Source organism: Alteromonas sp. RKMC-009 (assembly GCF_003584565.2).
Lineage (GTDB): Bacteria > Pseudomonadota > Gammaproteobacteria > Enterobacterales > Alteromonadaceae > Alteromonas.
Genome location: NZ_CP031010.1, coordinates 3995714 through 4017781, shown reverse-complemented (window position 1 = coordinate 4017781; position 22068 = coordinate 3995714). Strand labels below are relative to the sequence as shown.

Here is a 22068-nt window from a genome sequence, read left to right as displayed (position 1 = left end):
TTGTTTTCAAATTCTGTTTCCGGTTCCCGTTCCGGGGGGCTGGTGATTGTTTTTATTGCCGGTTTAAGCCTGCTGGGTTTGCTGTTACTGGTGCCTATGGATGCCTGGTCTCAGTTACTGGTTTCCGTCGTACTCCTTATTGCCGTGCATCTCTGTTCCCAGGAGTCACGGGCCTATCACAAGTATCAGCAGTTTTTTCGCATGGTGGCTATTTTCCTCGGCCTGGCGCTTACTGTCCGGTACCTGATCTGGCGCGGGCTGTATACCCTTACGGCAACAGACGTTTTGTCGCTGGTGGCTGTATGGTTGCTTTATCTGGCTGAAATTTACGCCGGCATTACCCATGTAATGGGATGTATTGTGAATTCGTTGCCATTGAGCCGTCCTCTCAAAACCATCCGCAATATTCCTGAAGAAAAGTTACCCACCGTTGATGTGCTTATTCCCACTTACAATGAGCCTGCGGAACTGCTGGAGGTGACCCTGCGCGCGGCGCTGATGTTGAAGTATCCGCAGGAAAAACTGGCTGTGCATCTCCTTGACGATGGCAGTACAGAGCAGAAAATCACGCAGCAGGATGTCGCGGCGGCAAACCGCGCCGGGGCACGCAAAGCTGAACTGTCGGCCATGTGTGAACGGCTTGGCGTACATTATCATGCCCGCAAACTGAATCATCATGCTAAAGCCGGAAACATCAACGATGCTCTGCTGGAAACCAATGGTGAACTCATCGTTGTGCTGGATGCTGACCATGTGCCGACCATGGATTTTCTTGATCATACCGTGCCCTGGCTGGTGGAAAACGAAAAAGTTTTTCTGGTACAAACGCCACACTTTATGGCGAACCCCGACCCGGTGGAGCGGAACTATTTCTCTGCATTCAGCAGAATGCCTTCAGAAAACGACATGTTTTACGGCACCATTCAGCGGGGGCTGGATTTCTGGTCAGCCTCCTTCTTCTGTGGCTCTGCGGCGGTACTCCGGCGTAGTCACCTTGAAATGGTCGGAGGGTTGTCCGGAGAGTCGATCACAGAGGATGCTGAGACCGCTTTCGATTTGCACGCCATGGGTTACGAGTCCGTTTATGTAGACCGCCCGATGGTCAGCGGTCTGGCGCCGGAAACTTTCGACGCTTTTGTGACGCAGCGTATGCGCTGGGCGCAGGGTATGACACAGATCCTGTTGCTGAAAAAGCCGTTTAAGGAAAAGAAGCTGAGCTGGCATCAGCGTATGGGCTATATGAGCTCAATTCTGTTCTGGCTGTTTCCCTTCGCACGTATTATTTTTCTTTTAATGCCGCTGGCCTATCTGGTTTTCGGCATGCAGGTTTATCACGCCTCCATGACTGAGATCATGGCTTACACCATGCCCCACGTCATTACGACTTACATGCTTTCCACCATGTTGTTCGGTAAGACCCGGTGGCCGCTGGTATCAGAGCTTTACGAGATCCTGCAGTGCATTTTTACTCTCAGGGCACTTACTAAAGTGTTCAGGAATCCCCGGGCGCCGTCCTTTGTTGTGACTCCGAAAGGGGAGAACCTGACTCAAACCTTTATTTCACCTCTTTCCGGTGTATTTTATGCATTGCTGTTGCTGGTGGGCGTTGCCATGGTAGCCGGTGTGGTGAAAATGGTAAATGAACCCCTTACCCGTGAACTCACCGCCGTGGTGTTGGGTTGGAACGCATTTAATCTGTTGTTGCTTGTCAGTGTAATGGGTGTGCTGGTAGAGCGTAAGCAAGTGCGGGAACAGGCCCGGTTGCCGGCCAATGATTACATCAGCCTTATCGGCTCTGATGGAAATGCCTGGACCGGTCACCTGATAGATTTGTCTCTGGGGGGCGCAAAGCTCAGGCTGAGCGGCGACACTGCCGGATTGCCGGAAAAAGTGACGCTGATCACAGACAGAGAAGGGGACTTAGGCAAGATCCGCCTGCCGTGTCAGGTGCTGTCTGTATCTCCTGACAATAAATTTGTACGATTTCAGTTTGTTCAGGACGAAGGTAATATTGACCAGATCGTCCGTTTTGTTCTGGGCGACAGCCGGCGCTGGCAGAGTTTCCAGCGTCGCAGAACCCGTCCGGTGTCCTACTGGTTCGGTGTTAAACATGTACTGAGGGTAAGTGTCAGACCGGCATTTCAGCATTTGTATCTGAACAGCCGCCGCTACTGGCAAAAGATGCGCACAGCTAAAGGAAGCACATAATGAAAAAAATGGTTTTCGTCCTGTTATTTGGCCTGAGTCTGCTGAGTCAGGCAATAGCAGCAGAAACCCACAAAGTGCGACTGTCTGATTTGTATGCAGGTGACAGTACATTGAGAATGGAAGGGGCAGTGGCGGAATTTGAATTATCTGTGCCATTGTCCGGTGGTCTGAAGGTGGAGAAAGCCACACTGGACATGCGGGCGGTGAATTCTATCGCTCTCATCCGGCAGCGTTCGGTTCTGGCGGTCCGGTTTAACAATGCCACCATCAGTCAGATTGCGCTGGATCCTAATGCGCCGAATTTCCGTCCTGAAATTGATATTCCTGCTGAGCTCTGGCGTGAAGGATTCAATACCCTGACGTTTGCTGTGAGTCAGCATTATGCCAATCAGTGTGTTGATAACGCCGCGCCGGAACTGTGGAGTGAAATCGATTTATACCGTTCGGTGCTGTCTGTAGAAACTTCGGCAGTTAATGGCCCGGCCGTGCTGGCTGATTTAAAGAACCGGTTTAATCCCGGTATCGGCCGGCAACAGGGCGTCACATTGTTTACTGCGTCCGGAGCTGAACAATCTACTCTCACCACTGCATTGCCATTGGTTGCTCAGGCGCTGGCGCTACGTGCAGATTATCAGAATCTGGCAATCCGCCATGGCGTGCTGGACAATACCCGTGCGCTGCCGGCCAGAGATGATCTGACGCCGTGGAGTGATGAACAGGCGGAACGCTATCGCATCAGCAGTTTTTATCTTGATAACAGGTCGAAGGAAGCTTTACATGTGGTAGTGGGAACGGCGTCTTCTTTGCGTCCGTTTTTATCTGAGCAAACCTTCAATCAAATCGGAGATGCATATTTAGGTATCGAGTCCACACCCGCCATTGTGGTGGATGACAAGGTGCTGGTGCCGGCGCGGCAGCGCCTGATTGTGTCCGGTACAAATGAGGGGCAGGTGCAGCGTGCTGCAACCACACTGGCTCTGATGGATGATGCACTGAATCCGGATCCCTTTATTCTTATTGACGGCTTCCAGACTGCCAGCAATCAGGTACCGCTGGTGGCCGACACCCTGACGCCCGGGGAAAGTTACTCATTTCAGGATATGGGCGACGGTGGTGCGGAATACCGCGGAGAAACTGCTACTACCAAGCGTGTTGAATTCAATTTACCGGCGGATTTCTATGTGCCTGAAAATGCCACGGTAACCTTGTTGCTGGATTTTGCCTACGGTGCTGAGTTTGGTCAGGGTTCAATGATGAATGTGCTGATAAACGGCAAACTGGTGCATGGATTGCCGTTATCAAATCCCAATGGTGATTCCTTCCGCAAGTATCAGTTAAATGTGCCTGCAAGGCACCTGAAAGGAGGCCGCAACCGTCTCGATTTCGACGTGGCGATGCGTGCACCTATTACTGATGTGGTGTGTGATGATGTGGCAGGGCGTCATCTTTACTTCCAGTTGTTACCTGACAGTCGTATCGAGCTGCCGGAAGCGGGGCATGTTGCCAAGCAGCCTGATCTGCGCTTGTTTGGAGAAACCGCTTACCCCATGGCATCTGTTGTGCGCAAGTCTGCGGATATTTACGTGACCCGGCCGGACATGACCGGTGGTGCACTGACACTGGCCGGTAAACTGGCGCAGACAGCGGGTACGCTGCTTCCCGATATTCACGTTATTGAAGGCGTGCCCGGCACGACTACTGATACTGCATTTTTGATGACCACACCGGACTCTGTACCGGAGGGTTATGCCACTGCGTTTGGTGCGTCGCTGGAGAATGTCAAAAAGTGGCCCTACCGCCTGCAAAACATGCTGCACAACCGTCTGCGGGAAGCGGCAGAAGACAAACAGCATAAGAATCTGATTATGCATGGTGTGACGGTGCAGCAAAGCGGGCTGGGCGATCTGGCAGTCCTGATTGCTCAAAAGAACCCGCAGAGTGACGGTACCGGCACAATATTTATGATGGCCGCTGATACGCCCTCACAACTCAATGACCGTGTGCAGGATCTGATTTCACCGTCCATCTGGGGGCAACTGGGGGGAGACTTCTTTGCCTGGGAAAACCCTGACCAGCCGGCGCTGGTGATGCAGGTTGCCGATGTTTACGTGGTCGGAGAATTTGAAGATAGCTGGCTGCAAACCCGCATGTGGTTGTCGAACCATCCCTGGTATTGGCTAATTGCGTTTATTGTGCTGGTGCTGTTCTGTTCATTCATTGCTTACTGGTTGCTGCGCCGCCGGAATAACAAGATGCAGGACCAATGGTGATGAGACGGTTTGGCTTTGTTTTATTCTCTGTGGTGGTGCTGATGACTGCTTGCTCACCTGCCCGCAAAAGTGAGTTCGCCCTCGCCTGGGACACCTACGCGGCCAGATTTTACGACCAGGGTCGTATTATCGACACCGGTAACAACAATGTGTCTCATAGTGAAGGGCAGGGGTACGGTATGTTGTTCGCCGTAGCGGCTGACGACAAGGCACGGTTTGACGAATTATGGCAGTGGACAGCCACTACCTTACAGCGGGCCGATAAGCTGTTCAGCTGGCGGTATACGCCGTGTCCTCAACAGGACAGAACCTGTGTGGATGATCCCAATAACGCCTCGGACGGGGATTTACTTATCGCCTGGGCGTTAATTAAAGCGGCAGATAAATGGCAGGAACCGGTGTACCGTAAATCAGCCATGGCGATTCTGGAGGCTGTAAGGGCCACTATGGTCGTGGCTAAGCATCCTTACGTGCTGTTGCTGCCGGGGGAAAATGGTTTTATTTACCCCAACGGCGACGTGCAGGTGAATTTATCCTACTGGGTATTTCCGGCGCTGAATGCTGCCGCTGATGCTACCGGCGATGAAACCTGGGACGATCTGGCCGTATCCGGCATTTCACTGATACAGCAGAGTAATAACCAGTGGTCATTAACCCCGGACTGGTTAAGAGTGACAGACGACGGCATCAGTCTTGACGGTGTAGTAAACCCTGAGTTCGGGTTCAATGCCTGTCGCATTCCGTTGCAACTTGGCTGGCAAAATATCGATAAGCAGGTAGCGAAACCTTTTCTGGATTACTGGTCAGATCCCGCTGCACCGGCAACCAAAAACTTACTTACCGGTGCGGTGGCAGAATATCCCCTGACACCGGGCATGAAAGCGGCAAGTGCCGCGACGGCACAGCTTTATGATGAGTCTGTGAAGGGGGATAACGCCGCCGGTGTATTTACCCTTAACGATGAGCTTGATTACTATTCAGCAAGTCTCATTATGCTGAGCCGTCTGGCAATTCAAGAAGGAAACCGGCATGGCAGTTAAGCGGTTGTCACTTTTAACCGTAGCAGTACTGACGACTCTGGGCCTGAATGCGCCCCTTCAAGCGGCTGAAGCGCCGGATCTGACCGGCGTGTGGTATCACATTAAACATAAGCAGGTGGCGCTGGCAAACGCCGAATATCAGCGTTTACAAAACCGTTATCCTGACTGGCAGCCGGAAGAATCTCTTAAGCAGGCTATCAGCTTGCTGAATAAACCGGTAAAGCCGGTGGTCCCTGTCGAAAGGAAAAAAGAGACCGTTAAAGAAGACCCCGATGCGGTATTTATGGGCCGGCTGGCAGCGATGAAAGAAAAGCAGTGGCAGAGGCTTTCTGTCGTTGCAGTGTCCCGTGCTGCAACCATCGCTAACAGCAAACGCAATGACGCGGACTTGTTACTGACCGGTTGGATTTACATGGCCAGGCAGCAATATAACGAAGCCATGACTCTGTTCTCTCTGGTCAGTGAAGGCAGTGCCGGACAGAAAAAAGATGCCATTGGTGCGGCTGTGGATGCACTCAGCTTTCAGGCCATGGCTGCAGACGATCTTAACGGGTTGCAAGCGCTTTATGATGCATGGCCGCAGCAAGTTGCCGCACTGATAAACGGTGCTGCCTGGCAGGCTTTTGATGCCGGTGAGTTTACCCGCTCGGGATCTTTATTCAGGATAACCGGTAACCGTTACGGTGAGGTATTGAGCCTGGACGGGCAGGGACACAGTGAAGACGCACTTGCACTGGCTTGTACTACTCCTGCCACGACTGAATTAACAACATGGTGCCGTGACGGATTGTCTTCACAGCAAACTGCTGCATGGGAAGCGAAAGATTATGCAGCCAGCATCCGTGCTGCAGAATCCCTCAAAGAGCGTAACCTTCTCAGCCGTGACCAGGAAATGCTGTACGGCTGGGCACTGGATGAAAGCGGTAATAAAGCGGCCGCTTCGAAGGTGTTTCTGTCTGTGCTGGCAGACTCCCCGGCTGACGAAGAGGTTCAGTCTGCCGTTATTCATAGTTTTGATTACGATGCCGAAGCGCTGATGCCGCTGTCAGCAAAGTATCCCTTTATTGCCACGTTTATCAGCAGTCAGGAAGGCGGACAAGCATTCGGGAGAAAACAGTTCGACCTGGCTGACCGTTACAATGCAAATCCGGCAAAAGAATCCACCGCCGGCGATGTGCAGGTTTATGCCGGCTTATCAGCCCGTCACCGTAGCGGTGAAAGGGGGCTTGGTCATCTTGACGAGCATGCCGGTTATACCGGCTTCACTGATGTCTATAAAGATACCCGTGTCGATGTCAGCGTGCGTCATGAACAGGTGTTCAGCGGGACACCGGATGCCGGCAGCTGGTTTGGGACTGGCTTGTCTGATGCTGACTTTGCCGGTGAGGCAAAGCAGGCCGGGCAGGGCATCGATGTTTTCTTAGCCCGTCAGGAGCAGGACTGGACCTGGTACGGTCAGGCCGGGTACTTGCTGCTTGATCAACCTGTCTCTACCCGTCTGACCGGTGCCTTAGGGGCTACCTGGTATCAGGCTGATTTCTTAGTATCAGGTCTGGCTTACAGAGAACGCAGAAAAGACAGTGTTCTCAGTCAAACCGGCACCTGGTTTGATACCTCATCACGTGACAGTAGCGCAGCGTGGGGCGGTGTTATGCAATCAGGTCTGCGTGGACTGGGTGTAGTGGCCTTGAACGATGTGTGGTCAGCATCTTTGTCAGCAGAAACCGCTATGCTTGACGGGGAGCAGGTGAAGGATAACACCATGCAGAGCCTGCGGGTTGAAGTTAGCAGAGAATTATCCGGCGATAAGAAAGACTGGCTGGACTATTTCCGCGTGGCACCGTATCTCGGCTGGCAGCAGTACGATCACGATTTAAGCGGTTTTACGGCCGGACATGGCGGCTATTTCAGTCCGCAGGGATTCTTCAGTACCGGGGTCAGCACTGACCTTCTGACCGCTGAAGGTAAATTGTGGCAGTTAAGAGGCCGTTTCAGTCTTGGCTGGTCTTCTATCAAACAGGATGGCGGGCCGCGTTTTCCGTTAACTGAGGACTCAGTCACGGTGTTACCGTCAACCAATGTGTCAGGCGTCAACGGTGAGTTGCTGCTTGAAGGTCAGTATCTGTTTGGGAATCACTGGTCGCTGGCGGGTTATGTCAGCCGCTCACATGCTGTGGCGTATCAGGCAACGTATGCTGGTATTGAGCTTCGCTGGTATGCCGCCCCGCGAAAGGGCGTAACCAGCGAAACACTGATAGGGTCGTCTGTGGAATTAAAAGGCTTTGCTTTTTAATAAATACTGACGGAGACCAAATGCCATTAGGATGACGAAAAACAACGCGCCACCAGGCTCGCTGACTGTAAAGTTACCGAACTGGTAGTTATTGATCTGGCCTGTCAGCGTGCCCACAGGCGATGTCAGGCTTTTCACAATAAAGTTGCCATCAATATGCCCGTCATAGAACACGGTGTCTGCCAACGGAGCCAGAATACTGCCTTTAAAACCAATGGCGTTCAGGGTCAGTGATGTGGCATCAACAAAGTTAAATAACACATTATTCGCGTACGTACCGTCGTGACGGTAAACCCCCGGCTGATTATCTGCAATCTTACTGCCGTCTGCGCCATAAAAACCGGTATTAAACAGAGATACATCTGTACCGGTCACATTGATAATGTTGTAGCTGTCTGTATCAACGTTCAGATAAATGCTTTTGTTTGCTGCAGACAGGGTCGAGGCATCAATAGAGAACACGTTAAAATCGCTGTTGCCATCAAAGCTGATACTCCACACGTCTGTGCCGTTACCGGTTACCGTGGTGGTAGCATTGTCTGACAAAGCGCCCCACAATGATGACGTGGTCAGCAGATCCTGATTGATACTGGTGAAATCAAAGGAGCTGTCATTATAAAAACTGTGCGTATTATTGGTTGCATTAACGCCATACAGGCCAACAGAACTGTCGATATCAATGGTGCCACCGGCTACGGCATCACCATTGTAAATACGGGCATCCCGCATTGTGACGTTGCCGCCCACTGTAAGGGTGTTTTGTTGACCATTTTCCGGCAGTTCGAGACCAATACCATAGTGCTGCAGGTTTAAGTCGCCACCTACAGCCAGCGTACCCTCTACATCAGACTGAGTGCCTGTCATGTTTTCCATGATGTACGCGTTGAAATCAAAAGCTTCATTCAGATACACAGGCGCGGCACTGGCCAGTTGGCTGCCGAATAACAATCCGATGAAAAGATGTTTTAAACGTAAATGACGCATAAACGCTCCGCTAAGCTTGCCCGAATACTTCCCTTTTATGATTTCAGGCATGAATAAAGATAACGTAAAGATTGTATGTTAATTGGCCGGTCAACACCAGCAAAGGAAGGTATGTTGAACAATACTGATGCAAAAAACGCGGCATAAGCCGCGTTTTTAATTTGATAGAAAAGAAATACTGATGATCAGGATTCTTTCACCAGAACAGATACTTTTTCGATACCTGCAATTTTAACCTGGTTCATTACTTCAACAACGATACCGTGTTCAGTATTTTCTTCTGCCTGAATCGCTGCAGAGTCAGTGTTGTTTTCTGCAAGGAACGTTTGCGCGTTCGCAACAACACGACGGATATCAACTTCACGGCCACCCATTGTGATCACGCCATTCGCGTCAATACGGATAGACAATGATTTAGAAGGCTTGTTGTTGTTTGCCTGGCTGTCATCAGGACGGTTTACGTCCAGACCTTTCTCTTTCACGAAAGAGGTGGTAACAATGAAGAAGATCAACATGATGAACACGATGTCCAACATGGGGGTCATGTCAATCTGAGCCTCGTCATCGGCACTGGTATGCTTTTTTCTTTTCATCTCGTAGTCATTCTTCTCTTTAAGTTCGAGCACCCTAGTATACTGTTTGTTATCAAAACTGGTAGCATTTTGTAATAAACAGACACCATTCTTAACACTTGTTGCTGGCTTTTTAGCCAAAATCACCGGTGAGTTATATTATTACGATGATTTTTTAGTCAGGGCCTTACCCAACTGGTAAAAATACAACATTAATGCATCATTAAGCTGTTTACGCAAATTACCATGAGGATAAATACCAAGTCTAGCCTCAGCAGACTTTTTTGTTCCCTGCACAAGAAACGCATTCTTCACGGGATGATCCTGAATACAAGCTTCGAATGCCCGCGCCGCCATCTCTTGTGGCATAGCATAGTAATACATTTTTAACGCGCGATCAGCCTCTATTGATCGCAAAAGATAATCATTCGGGGCTTTTTGATCGTTCAGAAACATAACCTGAAAACACTCGCAGAGCTTATCATTCAAGGGGTGAGCACGCATTGGCGCGCTGTCCAGCCAGGCTTTGGAAGCAAATGATCCCGGCGGCAGATCGCTAAAAACGCGGGATGCAATGTAGTGATCGAAGGCATGAAACCATTCGTGCGCAAGTGCGCCGCCACCGGCGTTCTTTGCCAGAGCCAGTTGCCGCTTAGCACTGTTATAGTGGGCGCTGGCGTGTTTCTGGCCGCCACTGCCAAACGCCAGTGATAATGTGCCGTTCAGCGAGATCACCTGTTCGTTTATTTGTAATATTTCGATCAGATCGTACAGGGCATCGAAGAACAAATTGGCAGCAAGCTGCTGTTCTTCAGCCGTGACCCATTTGCCAATGGTAATTGCAGAGAAATTAAATAACTTGCGGATGTCATTAAAGCTGACGTCCGCACCGTCGCGGTGGGATGGACCGTTGCGGTAGAACTCGCGGTGGAGTCTGCCTGAAGAGGCGTTAGCCGGCGAGTTCATCTAACAGCTGAAGGCACCAGGTGTTGATGCGCTCATCGGTTTGATCAAATTGATTTTCATCGTCGAGGCTAAGGCCGACGAATTGTGACTTATCTTCCGTCAGTCCCTTTGATTCGGCAAACTCATAGCCCTGATTGGGCCAGAAACCGATAAAGCGGCAACCTGACGGCTCAAGGGCTTCGTGCAGCATGCCCAGCGCATCCTGGAACCAGTCGGCATAGCCGAACTGATCACCCAGTCCGAACAGGGCAACAGTTTTACCGGCCAGGTTCAGCTTGTGCACGTCTTCCCAACTGGACTCCCAGTCTTCCTGCAGCTCACCAAAGTCCCAGGTGGAGATGCCGAATATAAGAATGTCGAAAGCTTCTGCCTGTTGCAGCGCAGTATCTTTGATATTAAAAACGCTGACGACCTGCGCATCAAAAATACTGTTCAGCTGAGCCTGAATTTTTTCGGCTGCCATTTCGGTATAACAGGTGGTGGAACCATAAAACAAACCGATGGACAGGGCTTCATCGCTCATTCTTTTACCTCTATTCTTCTTTCCGGGGCGGGAATTCTACCGTATCCCCGTTACTGCACAACGCTTTGCAAATTACAGTGGTGTCATTCTTGTGTAAAACAAGCTGGCCGATTGCAGAGCGGTTCAACAAGGTTTTACCGTCGATGCCACCGGGAGAGCGCGATCTCACCGACATATTCCGGCGCCGTGTAAACACGTTAAGCGGCGATTTATGACCATAAAACCACCGGTTTAATCTTTCCAGCCAGCGCAATAGTCCTTCAGGAAACGCATTTTTAATACCGCTGCAGGTAAACTGGGTGATATGGGGGCTGTTCCGGCGGAACCGCAGGCGCACATCATACACGAAAGAGTAGTGCACATCGCCGGACAAAATAATAAATTCCGGCGGCGTTTTATAATGGCGGAAAATATTCAGAATGACATTTGCCGTGCCACGGTGGGCCATCCAGTTTTCCGCATCTACGGTGAGGGCTTTGCCAAAAAACGTAAATACTTTCTGGATGGCTTCAATCATCTTTACGCCGTAAATGGGTGCGGCAGACACCACAATCACCGCTTCCTTTCCAATTAATGCCTGCTGGAATTCGCAAAGTGCTTCCCAGTCCATCAAACCGGATGGCTTATTCAGACTGGACTCAGAGCGCCACCGGCGGGTTCGGGTATCCATCACATACACCGGCGGTGACGTCTCCAGGGTGTAGTGCCATTCTTCAAAATCCAGCAGCGTATCAATGAAAGCATCATGTTCATTCAGGCCGGCGGGAGTGAAAACGCCGGCAGCAGTTTCCAGAATGTCTGTAAACTTATCCGGCTGGTTACCCCAGCCCTGGCAAAGCCAGTAACCCATCAGTGCATTGCCCACCATACGTTTTGACAGGGGGTGACCATACACTTCCTGCTCCCATCCACGGGTCAGATTCCAGTCATCGGTCACGTCGTGATCATCGAATATCATATAGACCGGCAGGTGTGCCAGGGAACGGCGTACTTCCGGCAAGGTGGCTGCGAAAGCCTGAATCACTGTAAGTTCCTGATTAAACTGAGCTTTGTAGGGTTCAGGGATGTCACTGTCTGAAAATTTGATGTCGCGCCACATCGCCGGCGACCACACCAGGATATACATGGCCATGATTTCTGAAAATGAAATCAAATGGTTTTTTGCATTCACTGAAGTAAACACCGGTTTTTTCTTGGCGCCGAAAAATAGCTTCGACAGTGCCGTGTTCATGGCTATTTTGGGGAGGATTTCGTCCCGCTGATAGTAATTCAGTGAGTGAGAGGCCAGTGCATCACTGTGGTCCACCACTGCGCCTTCAAGGGATTCACCGAAAAGCCCCAGCGCAGTAATGACTTGTTGTATCGCCTGAAGCATTGGACCGGCGACATCGTCGCTGTATACCTGATCCCCTGTCAGCAGCAGCATGTCCGGCCGGCAGACACCGCCTTTGAATTCCTCTTCAATTAATCCGTGAACACGGGTAAGGGCATCTTTTTCATCATGATGTGGTTTCCGGCAGGAGCCGTGTAATACGTTTGTCAGTGCCGGTTGCCAGTAAAAAGACAGGGCTGATTGCCCTTCAAACAGCACTGTTTGCTTTTCATTATCCCACTGACTTTGCTGGTCCTGCGATGCAAACCGCAGTTCGTATTCGTTTAAACTGCCGGCGGTGAGTGGTGAAGCCAGGTTGGCTTCCAGCAAAGTCACGAAGGCCCGTTCACCGGCCTGTACAGTATGCTGAGCGCATTCTGTCTGCTGCTGATTACATATCAGTTGTGCATCAACCCGTTCACTGGTAACAAGCCAAAGTGTGAAGCCCTGTGAGTGGGTGTGCCTGAGAACCGGCCCCGCCACTACCAGTGGTAAAGATGACATGACGATGTAAAGCTCCTGTGTTTTGATGAGATTCGCGGGTGAGTTTCTTACAGTGATATACTCATAAACGTTTTAAATTATTTCGCAATTCTTCAACGGGTTAAAGGAAAAGAATGAAACAAATTATTGGCCTGGCCGGTGTGGCGGTATTTGCACTGGGTGCATGCAGCGAAGCGCCGGAGCAAGTTGAAGTCACCACGGCTACTAAAGTCACCTCGATGGAGGCTAAGGGCACGTGGATAAAAGATGAAAGCGGGAATGTAATGGCCGATCCGCAAACATCTGCCCTTACCGTGTGGGAAGGAAAATTGGTGTCCTTGTCTGATGCCAGTGCCGGCACTGATATGCAGCGCCGGTTGCATTTTATTGACCCTCAAACAGCCACGGTAACCAGTGATGAAGAAAAAATGCGTATTGGCACTACTGTCAGACGCAGTTGTTTTTCAGGTTATCTTGCAGATGCGCCTGATCTTGAGGCGCTGGTCGCTGATCCCGCTCAGCCAGGCGTTTTCTATACCGTAACCGAAGATGCCACCCGCACCGGCGCATTGTCGGTACGATGCCAGCAGCGTTATCAGAATACCGGTTCGACAGATTATCCGTCATTGCTGGTGCGGCTTGAGCGCCATGAGTTCGGCACCACAATGACAGGTGTCAGGCCGCTGCAATTTCCGCTGTCTCTGAAAGTGGGGGACTATCCCAACGACGGCATTGAGGGACTGGCGATGAGCGCAGATAACACTCTGTATCTCGGACTGGAAAAGGACGCAGCGGGACAGCCCCGTATCTTTTCATTAACCCTGAATGACGACTTCTGGGATACCACAGATTTTGCGCCGGTGGAGGATCCCGGACTCGCTGTACCTGTTTTTGATAGCGGAAATCATCCCCTGAATGGTCTGGCATGGTATACCGGGGAAGGTGAACAGGGTTACTTGCTGGCTTCTGCGCGTAATGATAATGAATTGTGGGTGATCAGTACTGATCCTGAAAAAGAAACAAAACGCATCCCGTTACATTTCACCGCTCCGGCATCAGGTGATAACTGCAGTTCGGAAGAGCGGATGGACAATGCATCCATAGAAGGTTTAACGGTTCTGGGAGACACACTTTATCTGGTTAACGATCCCTGGAAGGAAAACTATCTGAAGAACATTCAGTGTGATAGTAACAAAGCCCGTTATGAAGCGATGGCACCTTTGCTGTTTTCGTTACCGTTAGATCCGGCATGGTTTAACTGAGTAACAAATAAAAAAGCAGTACCGCGTCCTGCGGCACTACCCTGATTAATAAGTCCAACGTGTTTAAGCTTTTTAACTTTTCAGTTCACCACTGGCAGATTCAATGTGCGCTCTTACGAACCACTGGAATTGTTCAAGGTCAGCCAGCTGGCCGGTAATCATATCTTCTGATACAGGATCCAGCTCTTCCAGTTCTTCAATAGCCTTACGGTGGTCGCCATTTACGCCATTGTACACGGCATCCAGCGCTACCAGGTGATCAGTGACCAGTGCTTTGCCAATCTTGTAATCGTCCCATGAACGACCTTCAACAATCGCTTTAGGCGTACCGTGAGGTACTCCGCCAAGGGTAGCAATCCGTTCTGCAATGGTATCTGTCATATCGCGCACGGCATCGACCTGCGGGTCCAGCATTTCATGCACACCGATAAAATTCGGGCCAACCACGTTCCAGTGAATATGCTTCAGTGTAAGCTGTAAATCCAGCAGTGCCACCAGACGTTGTTCAAGCACAGCAACAGCTTTTTTAGCAGCGTCTTTTTTCATACCCGGTGCAGTAAATGCAGCAACATTACTCTTACTCATGATTTCTCCTGCTTTAGTCGTTTACGGCTGCAGACTCTCTGAGCGGGCAGCCTTTAAGTTAGTGAATTAACAGCTGCAAACCACGTACCGGCTGTAACATTTTTCTCTTTTCGCCTTTTAGAAAGCGGGCTGCAGAGGATTTTTAACGGATCGTGACAGAGGCAAAACGGCAGGCGGGTAAGAAAAACATGCAGACATCTGTAAATTGTGCAAAAAAAAGCAGCCCTGAAGGCTGCCTGATAAATGAATGTGCCGGGATGCAGAGTTAACGCAATCTGGCAGCAAACGTCTTTTTAAACTTAGCCAGCTTAGGTGCCACTACCATGGCGCAGTATTGATTCTGCGGATTATTTTTAAAGTAATTCTGGTGGTAGTCTTCTGCCGGATAGTAATTATTAACTTCCGTTACCTCAGTGACGACGGGGTCCGGCCAGATCTGATCGTCATTAATTTCCTGAATAATTTTCTGTGCCTCATCCCGCTGGCTTTCGGAATGATAAAAGATTGCGCTGCGATATTGCGGGCCAGTGTCGTTCCCCTGACGGTCAACTTGCGTGGGATTATGCAAAGCAAAGAATATTTCGAGGATTTCACGGTAAGAAATGCTGGCCGGATCAAATTCAACCCGCACGACTTCAGCATGCCCGGTATCTTTTTTACAAACGGCCTCATAGGAAGGATTTTCAACGTGTCCGCCGGCATATCCGGAAATAGCGCTTATTACGCCTTCCACACTGTTGAATGCCGATTCAATACACCAGAAGCATCCTCCGCCGAGTGTCGCAGTTTCTGTCGTTGCCATTATTAAAGCTCCTGTTATCAGATTTCCTGTAATGTGGTTACGTTAGTCGCTGACTTCAACCTCATGTTACGCTTTTTTAATCTCTGAATGATGTGCAACCGCGTACTATTATACAAGTAAAGTGGTACATCGGGCCGGCGGTGGTTCAGGCCCCGTTAAACGGAGAAATCATGAAAATCTTCTATGACAGTTACTGCCCATTATGTTGTGCTGAAATGTCTCATATCAAAAAGCGTGATCAGCATGACAGGATCCAACTGGTAGATATTCAGGATCCTGCCTTCAGTGAGCATTATCCAGGGCTGGACAAAGCACAACTGGATGCCAGAATTCACGTAGAACTGGATAACGGTGAAATGGTTACCGGACTGGACGCTACCCACGCAGCCTGGCAGGCTGTGGGGCGGGGCTGGCTTTACGCGCCTCTTCGCTGGCCGGTGATCCGCATTGTTGCTGACATGGCCTACAACCTTTTCGCCAGAAACCGTTATACCATTTCCTATCTGCTCACCGGCCGCCGCCGGACCTGTGATGATGGACTGTGCGGTTACAGGACGGACAAATAATATGGCACATACTCACCTCATTGTTGGCGCCGGTGGTGCTATCGGGCGGGCAGTGACAGAAGCACTGGCCACCAGGGAGCCTAAAAGCCGTATATTTGCCGTTGCAAGGCAACACCAGCAGAGTTTTGAAGCCGACAACGTGACAGCAATCACGCTGGAGTCTGCAAATGAAGAAGCTGTATTGCAATGGACGGCTGAACAGAAAACTTGTGGCATCGTATTTTCGACAGTCATTTGTACCGCCGGGGTCTTGCATGGCGACGCATGCGGGACAGCGGTGAGTCCTGAAAAGAAAATCGAAGACATCAGTGCGGACAAACTGCTGGCATACTTTTCGGTGAATACTGTGGTACCGGCAATCTGGCTGAAAGCACTGGTGAATGTGCTGGATAAAGAGAGAAGTACCATTGCATGCTTAAGCGCCCGGGTTGGAAGCATCAGTGATAACAGACTGGGCGGCTGGTATGGCTACCGGGCCTCAAAGGCGGCACTGAATATGATGCTGAAAACCGCCGCCGCAGAATTTTCCCGCCGGAGTAAGAATACGGTACTTATCAGCTATCATCCGGGCACAGTGGACAGTGCGCTGTCAGAACCATTTCAGGGCAACGTACCTGAGGGAAAACTCTTTACGCCTGCCTTTACTGCTTCACAGTTACTTGATTTCATTGACAAAGCGACGCCGGAAAATAATCCGCATTTCATCGACTGGGCGCACAAACCCGTTCCCTGGTAAGAGATCACTACACTGAACCGGGCCGGAACAGGCCATTCCAGCGCTCAAATACGGGACATTCGGCAGGGACGCTGATACTATTCGCCCTTATATCCGCGTGAAAATGACAACGATATAACTGCCCAGGCACAGCTAAAAGTGCAGGTAGTGTGGGGAAGGTGACAGCCGGAATGACTTAGGGTAATCCGGTTGTCGCACGTGTGAACGACAATAATCTTCGTTGGAAGAATATAAAATCATCACCACCCGATTATAACAATAAGTGAAGAGGAAAGATGATATGAGCGGGGCGAGAGAACAGTTCGGATCGCGCATCGGATTCATTCTAGCCGCAGCCGGGTCTGCGGTAGGTATCGGTAACCTGGTAGGGTTCCCGGTGGGCGCTGCAAAAAATGGCGGTGGTGCTTTCTTGCTGATGTACGCCATTTTCGTTGTGGCTATCTGTTTGCCGGTAATGCTGGCAGAAATGTCAGTGGGCCGTCATGCCAGAAAAGACCCCTTAGGTGCATACCGGGATTTGAGTAATAACGCCACGCACTGGAAGCTGGCCGGCTGGTTATCGATTATTACGCCGTTTATGATTGCTGTGTTTTATCTGGTGATCACGGTGTGGATATTCGGCTATCTGTACGAAATCATCACCGGTGATTTAGATATTCTGGCTAACCCGGATACCTTCGGCACTTTTATAAACAGCGAAAAAATCTTTGTCTACATGGCCGGTGTTGTGGCTGTGGTTTATCTGATTTTGCAGGGTGGTGTCAAAGAAGGTATCGAGAAAGCTGCTAAGCTGCTGATGCCAACATTGTTTATCATGCTGCTGTTGCTGGTGGGCTTCGTACTTATGCAGGACAACGCCATGAAAGGCGTAGAGTTCTACCTGGTGCCAGATTTTTCTAAAATCAATGCATCGGTGATTAACGGAGCGCTGTCTCAGGCATTCTTCTCCCTGTCACTGGGTATGGGGATCATGATCACCTACGGCAGCTATATCGATAAGCGTGCTGATGTGCCCGGGTCTGCCAAGCTGGTGGCCCTGACTGATACGGCAGTGGCGTTTACGGCAGGCCTGATGATTTTGCCGGCGATTTTCTCATTCGATCCGAATACCAATCCGGACGAACTCAGCGAATCGTCAATCGGTATGATTTTCACGTTCTTGCCTAAGATATTCCTCGCTTTGCAGGACTCCATTGGCTACGTTGGCGCCAGCATTGTGGCAGCGATTTTCTTCCTGCAGGTGTTTTTTGCGGCTATCACCTCACTGGTATCGATTTTTGAAGTGCCTGTGGCAGCGCTGATGGACGAGAAAGACATGGGGCGGAAGCCTGCACTGTTTGTACTGGGTGTTTTGATGGTTGTGCTTGCGGTGCTGTGTGCACTGTCGTTCGGTTACAACGCGTTTCTGACTGAGTTCGTCAGCTATGCCGGTGCGAAGAAATCGTTCTTTGATGTGGTGTATGACGTGTTTTACGACACCATTCTGCCGCTGAACGGCTTCTTAATTTGTATCTTCGTTATCTATCGCTGGAAGAAACATAACTTCAACAAAGCGTTGGATGAAGGTGCAGAGAATTACAAAGGCAGCTTCTTCGAGAAGTATGTTGATGTGTCAGTGGGCACTTTCATTCCGGTCATCTTGTTGCTGGTATTTATCAATACCGTGGCTGTGAAGTATTTCGGTCACAGCCTGTTCGGCTAACGGTTCAAAGCATATCAAAGGGGCTGGCGTATTCCGGCGTCAGTCCCAGAGCTTCCCAGCAGTCCTTGCTGAAGATTTTCTTCCCGTCTGCAGCATTATTATGTTCAGCACTGAATTGCGGTGCAGGCAACGCCAGAGCCTCTGCTGCCCAACGGTAGTAGTCATCCCTGCGGGGATGCACCAGACTGCAGAGTTGCATCAACGGGGGAAAGGTTGAGGTACTGTCATCTTCCTTCAGAATACAAATCAGGGCGTTAACCACATCAGACACATGCACCAGGTTAACCGCCTGCTCGCCTTTATCCAGTGCTTTTCCGGCCAGAAATTTTGCCGGATGTCGGGAACCTCCCACCAGTCCGGCCAGACGAACCACATGAACGCGGGGATCCTGCCCGGCCAGTAAGAACCTTTCGATATCACAATGCACTTTGCCTGAATCTGTAGCCGGCGCTACAGGGGCGTTGACTGTCAGATCTCCTTCAGCATTCCCGAACACAGAAGTGGTGCTGATGAAAATAAGCTTCTTTGCCCCTGCGTTCAGGAAGTCAGTCGCCAGAGCCGTCATGGCGCGGGTAAAGTCATCACCCACCGCTTTTTTTCGTCCCGGCGGAATATTCAGTATTACTGCGTTGTCAGCACTCTGTTTTATCAGTGATGTGGCATCATCACCCAGCGTGAACAACACCGGGGTCACGCCTTTTTCGCGCAGCGCGTCTGCCTTTTCCTGTGAACGGGTGGTACCGGTAATGGTTGCTTCAGGCAATGCATCAACCAGGAACTGACCCAGCCAGCCACAACCACACAGTGTGAGGTTAAGGGAGTGAATTGAGTTTGCAGATATATCAGACATAAAAAAGCCGGAAAACAAGTTTCCGGCAGTGTAGCACGATACGTTTTTTTACATCTTTAAATCAGAGTCACTGTTGATGGTCAGCACATTCAGGTTTTCCAGGCCCGGAATATGTTTTTGCATTTTAAGCTCGGCGTAATCGGCTTTTTTCAGCACTTCACACAGGGCGTCAGCGCGTTTTTCGATAGCCGCAGATTTTGCCTCAACACGCTGTTCGAAATCTTCTTCCCAGTTCTCCATGTGTTGTTCAAAGTTATCAAAGTCTTCGTCACCGCTTAGCATGGCCTTGCCGATAGCAATCAGCAGGCGACCGGTGGAATTGGCAATGATGTTTTCTACCTGATCTTCAAATTTGTTTTCCCAGCGTTCTGAAATCCAGCCATCTTCTTCGAAATCTTCACTGTTCATACGCACTTCACCGTCAGCATCATAAAAATGGCTGTCCATTTCAGTACGCAAACCGGCAAACATTTCATTTAAATCCGTCACGATGCCGTTGTCCTCTCCCAGCAGTTCACCGAAGGCTTCATTGATGGAGTTGCCGGCAAGTTCCAGTGCGTCGTAGGTAATTTCCAGCGTCATTGGAATTGCCGTTTCAATGTTGTGGTAATAGTCATTCACCCATTGTTGCTGCTCGCTGGTCAGTGACACTGAGCGGTTGTTTACAGTCATCTGGCCTGAACCATTAATTACCACATGCTCGTCGTTGGCCGTAAAGAGCGTCAGTACGCCTTTTTGCCAGTTAACATCGCCCTGCAGGTTCATATCGCAGTGCTCAGAGTCCATGCCTGCGAAGGCGGGTGATGCACAGAGGGCAGCGGTCATTGTCAGGGCAGCTAAAGTTTTCATGTCTCTTCCTTTTTAAATCTGTCGGTTGCGGCTGTTCGTCCGGCGGGTGATGTTCCGGTAAACAGCCTGAATTATTCAGTAACGTTTGTGCTGATATAGCAACCCTGAGGCCAACTTTAAAAATTATTATTTATCAATGGTTTGCTTATATTTTGAATAGAGTGAGATCGCATTTTTACTCTGTGGATTAGTGTAAATTCCGATAAAGTGGCGCAATTGACCAGGATCAAACAGACCTTGCACAGAGTGATGATTAATTACGCATTTTCAGGATTTTGTTGCATAATACAAGCAGACTGAAAGCCTGCTCTTTGTCCTCTGTACGACAGGCAGGTTTAAAAATGAAAAGAACAGTGAAGGGTAATGTGATGAGTGAGTGGATAAGTGCTGTTGGTTTTGGCGCCGGCCTGATTGCTTTCGTACTGGGTATGTCCAGTATTATCATGGGATTCATGAGTGCTAAAGCCGGGGCGGAAGGTATGCAGGAGAAAATTGAATATGGTTTCTTCGGCGTGTCGGGCCTGGTAGTTTGCGTACTGATGGCATACGCCCTTTCCTGATGTTTCCGGCAGATTTACTCTGCGCCGGAAAATCCTTTCAGATATTCCCATTGATTAAGGCTTGCCGGTGACGGCAAGCCTTAACTGTCTCTGCTATTGCGGACGGTCTCCCGCTGAACTTTCTTCTCCGTCCGCGTTATCCTTTGATTCCCTTTTGCCTTCATACACGGCTTCCGGGGCATCGTCATAGTGACTGGCCAGCATTAAATGGCTGTCCCGCTGGTAAGCCCGTAAATCGAACATGGGCAGCATTGCCATAATATGATCGAAGATATCTGCCTGAACTTTCTCATAGGCAACCCATTCTTTCTTCGCACTGAAACAGTAAACTTCCAGTGGTAACCCCAGCTCGTTAGGGGGCATTTGTCTTACCATCAAAGTCAGTGACTGATTAATATTGGGGTGTTTCTGTAAATAGGCTTCCAGATATGCGCGGAAAGTGCCAATGTTGGTAAGTCGGCGACTGTTCAGCAGATCGGACTCATCAATGGAATAGTCTTTGTGGTACGCCTGCAGTTCTTTTACTTTCTTATCGATATACTCTGAGATATAGCGAATCTTACTGAAGCGGGCCATCATCTTACTGTCGCAAAGTTTGATGGAATGAATATCGATGTAAACCGAGCGCTTGATCCGACGCCCTCCTGACTCCTGCATACCCCGCCAGTTCTTGACCGCTTCTGTTGTCAGTGAATAGCTGGGCAGCGTAGAAATGGTCTTGTCCCAGTTCTGCACTTTCACGTTTGTCAGACCGATTTCCAGTATTTCTCCGTCCACCTCAAATTTGGTGATTTGGATCCAGTCTCCGGTGTTAAACATCCGGTTCGCTGCAATCTGAATACCTGCCACAAAGCCTAAAATGGTGTCACGGAAAATGAGTAACAGTACCGCGGCCAGTGCAGTCAGGCCTGACATGATCAGCAGCGGGTTCTTGTCGACAATCAGTGAAACACACAGCAACAATACGATGACTGAGAAGAAGAGTTTGGCGACCTGAATGAAGCCGGTTATTGATGCCCGTTTGGCCAGATAAGATGCGTTATACACATCCTGAATCGTGTTCAGCAAGGCAAATAAGCCGATAAGCGCTGTAATCATCATGTACAGCATGGAGGTTTTTATCATGAACCCGTGTAACAGGTTTTCTTCATTGATAAGTACCGGCGTCAGCAGAAAAATCACAATGGCCGGAACAAGGTGCGTTAACCGCCGGAAGAAACCGTGATTCAGTAATGCGTCGTCCCAGCTGTTTTTACTGCGTTTCACCAGCATGGCGATCTGCACTTTCAGCAGTATACGACTGACAATATAAAACACCGCTGCGACCAGCAGAATGCCGGAGATCGCAAGGGTGTTGTATAAAAGGGTATCTGTGGTGAGGTCCGGAAATATGTCTTTTACAGTGTGTACAAAGGTGTCTCTGATTGAAGATGCAATCTGCACGT

The 22068-nt window shown here is 49.9% G+C and carries 19 protein-coding genes; 9 read left to right on the top strand and 10 right to left on the bottom strand.

From position 1 onward, the window contains the following. From bcsA to DS731_RS17590, 4 genes are read left to right on the top strand one after another with little or no spacing between them, the layout of a single operon-like run. On the top strand, window positions 1-2208 hold the full coding sequence (gene bcsA, locus DS731_RS17605; RefSeq protein ID WP_119502555.1) for a UDP-forming cellulose synthase catalytic subunit: 2208 nt from the start codon (window positions 1-3) through the stop codon (window positions 2206-2208). Beyond that, window positions 2208-4478: a cellulose biosynthesis cyclic di-GMP-binding regulatory protein BcsB gene (locus DS731_RS17600; protein WP_119502554.1), complete on the top strand. Its 2271-nt coding sequence runs from the start codon at window positions 2208-2210 to the stop codon at window positions 4476-4478. Before bcsA ends, DS731_RS17600 begins: the two co-directional genes overlap by 1 nt. After that, complete coding sequence (locus DS731_RS17595) at window positions 4478-5518, top strand: glycosyl hydrolase family 8 (protein ID WP_161599177.1); 1041 nt, start codon at window positions 4478-4480, stop codon at window positions 5516-5518. Before DS731_RS17600 ends, DS731_RS17595 begins: the two co-directional genes overlap by 1 nt. Beyond that, window positions 5508-7811: a cellulose synthase subunit BcsC-related outer membrane protein gene (locus tag DS731_RS17590; protein ID WP_119502552.1), complete on the top strand. Its 2304-nt coding sequence runs from the start codon at window positions 5508-5510 to the stop codon at window positions 7809-7811. Before DS731_RS17595 ends, DS731_RS17590 begins: the two co-directional genes overlap by 11 nt. Here DS731_RS17590 and DS731_RS17585 read toward each other — a convergent pair. From DS731_RS17585 to DS731_RS17565, 5 genes are all read right to left on the bottom strand, one after another. Beyond that, a complete protein-coding gene (locus DS731_RS17585; RefSeq protein WP_161599176.1) occupies window positions 7791-8795 on the bottom strand; it encodes a choice-of-anchor A family protein in 1005 nt (334 codons plus the stop codon). The genes DS731_RS17590 and DS731_RS17585 overlap by 21 nt on opposite strands. A gap of 185 nt (window positions 8796-8980) precedes the next feature. Next, entirely contained in the window at window positions 8981-9388 is a 408-nt protein-coding gene (locus DS731_RS17580; RefSeq protein ID WP_119503483.1) for an ExbD/TolR family protein, read from the bottom strand. Between the two features lie 141 nt (window positions 9389-9529). Beyond that, window positions 9530-10333 carry a CLCA_X family protein gene (locus tag DS731_RS17575; RefSeq protein ID WP_119502550.1) on the bottom strand — a complete coding sequence of 268 codons (804 nt, stop codon included), beginning with the start codon at window positions 10331-10333 and terminating at the stop codon, window positions 9530-9532. Further along, a complete protein-coding gene (gene fldB, locus DS731_RS17570; RefSeq protein WP_119502549.1) occupies window positions 10317-10856 on the bottom strand; it encodes a flavodoxin FldB in 540 nt (179 codons plus the stop codon). Before fldB ends, DS731_RS17575 begins: the two co-directional genes overlap by 17 nt. Window positions 10857-10866: 10 nt before the next feature. Further along, window positions 10867-12732 carry an alkaline phosphatase family protein gene (locus DS731_RS17565; RefSeq protein ID WP_119502548.1) on the bottom strand — a complete coding sequence of 622 codons (1866 nt, stop codon included), beginning with the start codon at window positions 12730-12732 and terminating at the stop codon, window positions 10867-10869. Between the two features lie 113 nt (window positions 12733-12845). On the opposite strand from DS731_RS17565, the gene DS731_RS17560 reads away from it, so the two are divergent. Beyond that, the gene (locus DS731_RS17560; protein ID WP_119502547.1) at window positions 12846-13973 is read left to right on the top strand and encodes a hypothetical protein; all 1128 of its coding nucleotides are present in this window, start codon (window positions 12846-12848) and stop codon (window positions 13971-13973) included. Between the two features lie 72 nt (window positions 13974-14045). Here the strand turns inward: DS731_RS17560 and dps are convergent, their stop codons facing one another. Both dps and msrA read right to left on the bottom strand, forming a co-directional pair. After that, window positions 14046-14558 carry a DNA starvation/stationary phase protection protein Dps gene (dps, locus tag DS731_RS17555; RefSeq protein WP_119502546.1) on the bottom strand — a complete coding sequence of 171 codons (513 nt, stop codon included), beginning with the start codon at window positions 14556-14558 and terminating at the stop codon, window positions 14046-14048. Between the two features lie 265 nt (window positions 14559-14823). Next, the gene (gene msrA, locus DS731_RS17550) at window positions 14824-15360 is read right to left on the bottom strand and encodes a peptide-methionine (S)-S-oxide reductase MsrA (protein ID WP_119502545.1); all 537 of its coding nucleotides are present in this window, start codon (window positions 15358-15360) and stop codon (window positions 14824-14826) included. A 170-nt stretch (window positions 15361-15530) separates the two neighbouring features. On the opposite strand from msrA, the gene DS731_RS17545 reads away from it, so the two are divergent. The 3 genes from DS731_RS17545 (at window position 15531) to DS731_RS17535 (ending at window position 18364) form a co-directional block, all read left to right on the top strand. Further along, complete coding sequence (locus DS731_RS17545; RefSeq protein WP_119502544.1) at window positions 15531-15926, top strand: thiol-disulfide oxidoreductase DCC family protein; 396 nt, start codon at window positions 15531-15533, stop codon at window positions 15924-15926. Between the two features lies 1 nt (window position 15927). Beyond that, entirely contained in the window at window positions 15928-16662 is a 735-nt protein-coding gene (locus tag DS731_RS17540; RefSeq protein ID WP_119502543.1) for an SDR family NAD(P)-dependent oxidoreductase, read from the top strand. Between the two features lie 280 nt (window positions 16663-16942). Then, window positions 16943-18364, top strand: coding sequence for a sodium-dependent transporter (locus DS731_RS17535; protein WP_119502542.1), 1422 nt, complete (start codon window positions 16943-16945; stop codon window positions 18362-18364). Window positions 18365-18368: 4 nt separating this feature from the next. On the opposite strand, the gene DS731_RS17530 is transcribed toward DS731_RS17535, so the two are convergent. After that, a complete protein-coding gene (locus DS731_RS17530; protein ID WP_119502541.1) occupies window positions 18369-19214 on the bottom strand; it encodes an NAD-dependent epimerase/dehydratase family protein in 846 nt (281 codons plus the stop codon). A 48-nt stretch (window positions 19215-19262) separates the two neighbouring features. Then, complete coding sequence (locus DS731_RS17525; protein WP_119502540.1) at window positions 19263-20063, bottom strand: DUF2884 family protein; 801 nt, start codon at window positions 20061-20063, stop codon at window positions 19263-19265. 368 nt (window positions 20064-20431) lie between these two features. Here DS731_RS17525 and DS731_RS17520 point away from each other — a divergent pair, with 368 nt between their 5' ends. After that, window positions 20432-20623 (top strand): hypothetical protein, encoded by a 192-nt coding sequence (locus DS731_RS17520; RefSeq protein WP_119503482.1) that lies wholly within the window; start codon window positions 20432-20434, stop codon window positions 20621-20623. A 93-nt stretch (window positions 20624-20716) separates the two neighbouring features. Here DS731_RS17520 and DS731_RS17515 read toward each other — a convergent pair whose 3' ends face one another. Further along, window positions 20717-22066 carry a mechanosensitive ion channel family protein gene (locus DS731_RS17515; protein ID WP_119502539.1) on the bottom strand — a complete coding sequence of 450 codons (1350 nt, stop codon included), beginning with the start codon at window positions 22064-22066 and terminating at the stop codon, window positions 20717-20719. Window positions 22067-22068 lie beyond the last annotated feature (2 nt).

Coding starts and splice junctions, on each gene's coding strand:
- msrA (WP_119502545.1), bottom strand. CDS start 15,360: ATGGCAACGACAGAAACTGCGACACTCGGCGGAGGATGCTTCTGGTGT.
- DS731_RS17580 (WP_119503483.1), bottom strand. CDS start 9,388: ATGAAAAGAAAAAAGCATACCAGTGCCGATGACGAGGCTCAGATTGAC.
- DS731_RS17525 (WP_119502540.1), bottom strand. CDS start 20,063: ATGAAAACTTTAGCTGCCCTGACAATGACCGCTGCCCTCTGTGCATCA.
- DS731_RS17600 (WP_119502554.1), top strand. CDS start 2,208: ATGAAAAAAATGGTTTTCGTCCTGTTATTTGGCCTGAGTCTGCTGAGT.
- dps (WP_119502546.1), bottom strand. CDS start 14,558: ATGAGTAAGAGTAATGTTGCTGCATTTACTGCACCGGGTATGAAAAAA.
- DS731_RS17585 (WP_161599176.1), bottom strand. CDS start 8,795: ATGCGTCATTTACGTTTAAAACATCTTTTCATCGGATTGTTATTCGGC.
- DS731_RS17590 (WP_119502552.1), top strand. CDS start 5,508: ATGGCAGTTAAGCGGTTGTCACTTTTAACCGTAGCAGTACTGACGACT.
- DS731_RS17560 (WP_119502547.1), top strand. CDS start 12,846: ATGAAACAAATTATTGGCCTGGCCGGTGTGGCGGTATTTGCACTGGGT.
- DS731_RS17540 (WP_119502543.1), top strand. CDS start 15,928: ATGGCACATACTCACCTCATTGTTGGCGCCGGTGGTGCTATCGGGCGG.
- DS731_RS17595 (WP_161599177.1), top strand. CDS start 4,478: ATGAGACGGTTTGGCTTTGTTTTATTCTCTGTGGTGGTGCTGATGACT.
- DS731_RS17535 (WP_119502542.1), top strand. CDS start 16,943: ATGAGCGGGGCGAGAGAACAGTTCGGATCGCGCATCGGATTCATTCTA.
- DS731_RS17565 (WP_119502548.1), bottom strand. CDS start 12,732: ATGTCATCTTTACCACTGGTAGTGGCGGGGCCGGTTCTCAGGCACACC.
- DS731_RS17545 (WP_119502544.1), top strand. CDS start 15,531: ATGAAAATCTTCTATGACAGTTACTGCCCATTATGTTGTGCTGAAATG.
- fldB (WP_119502549.1), bottom strand. CDS start 10,856: ATGAGCGATGAAGCCCTGTCCATCGGTTTGTTTTATGGTTCCACCACC.
- DS731_RS17575 (WP_119502550.1), bottom strand. CDS start 10,333: ATGAACTCGCCGGCTAACGCCTCTTCAGGCAGACTCCACCGCGAGTTC.
- DS731_RS17520 (WP_119503482.1), top strand. CDS start 20,432: ATGAGTGAGTGGATAAGTGCTGTTGGTTTTGGCGCCGGCCTGATTGCT.
- DS731_RS17530 (WP_119502541.1), bottom strand. CDS start 19,214: ATGTCTGATATATCTGCAAACTCAATTCACTCCCTTAACCTCACACTG.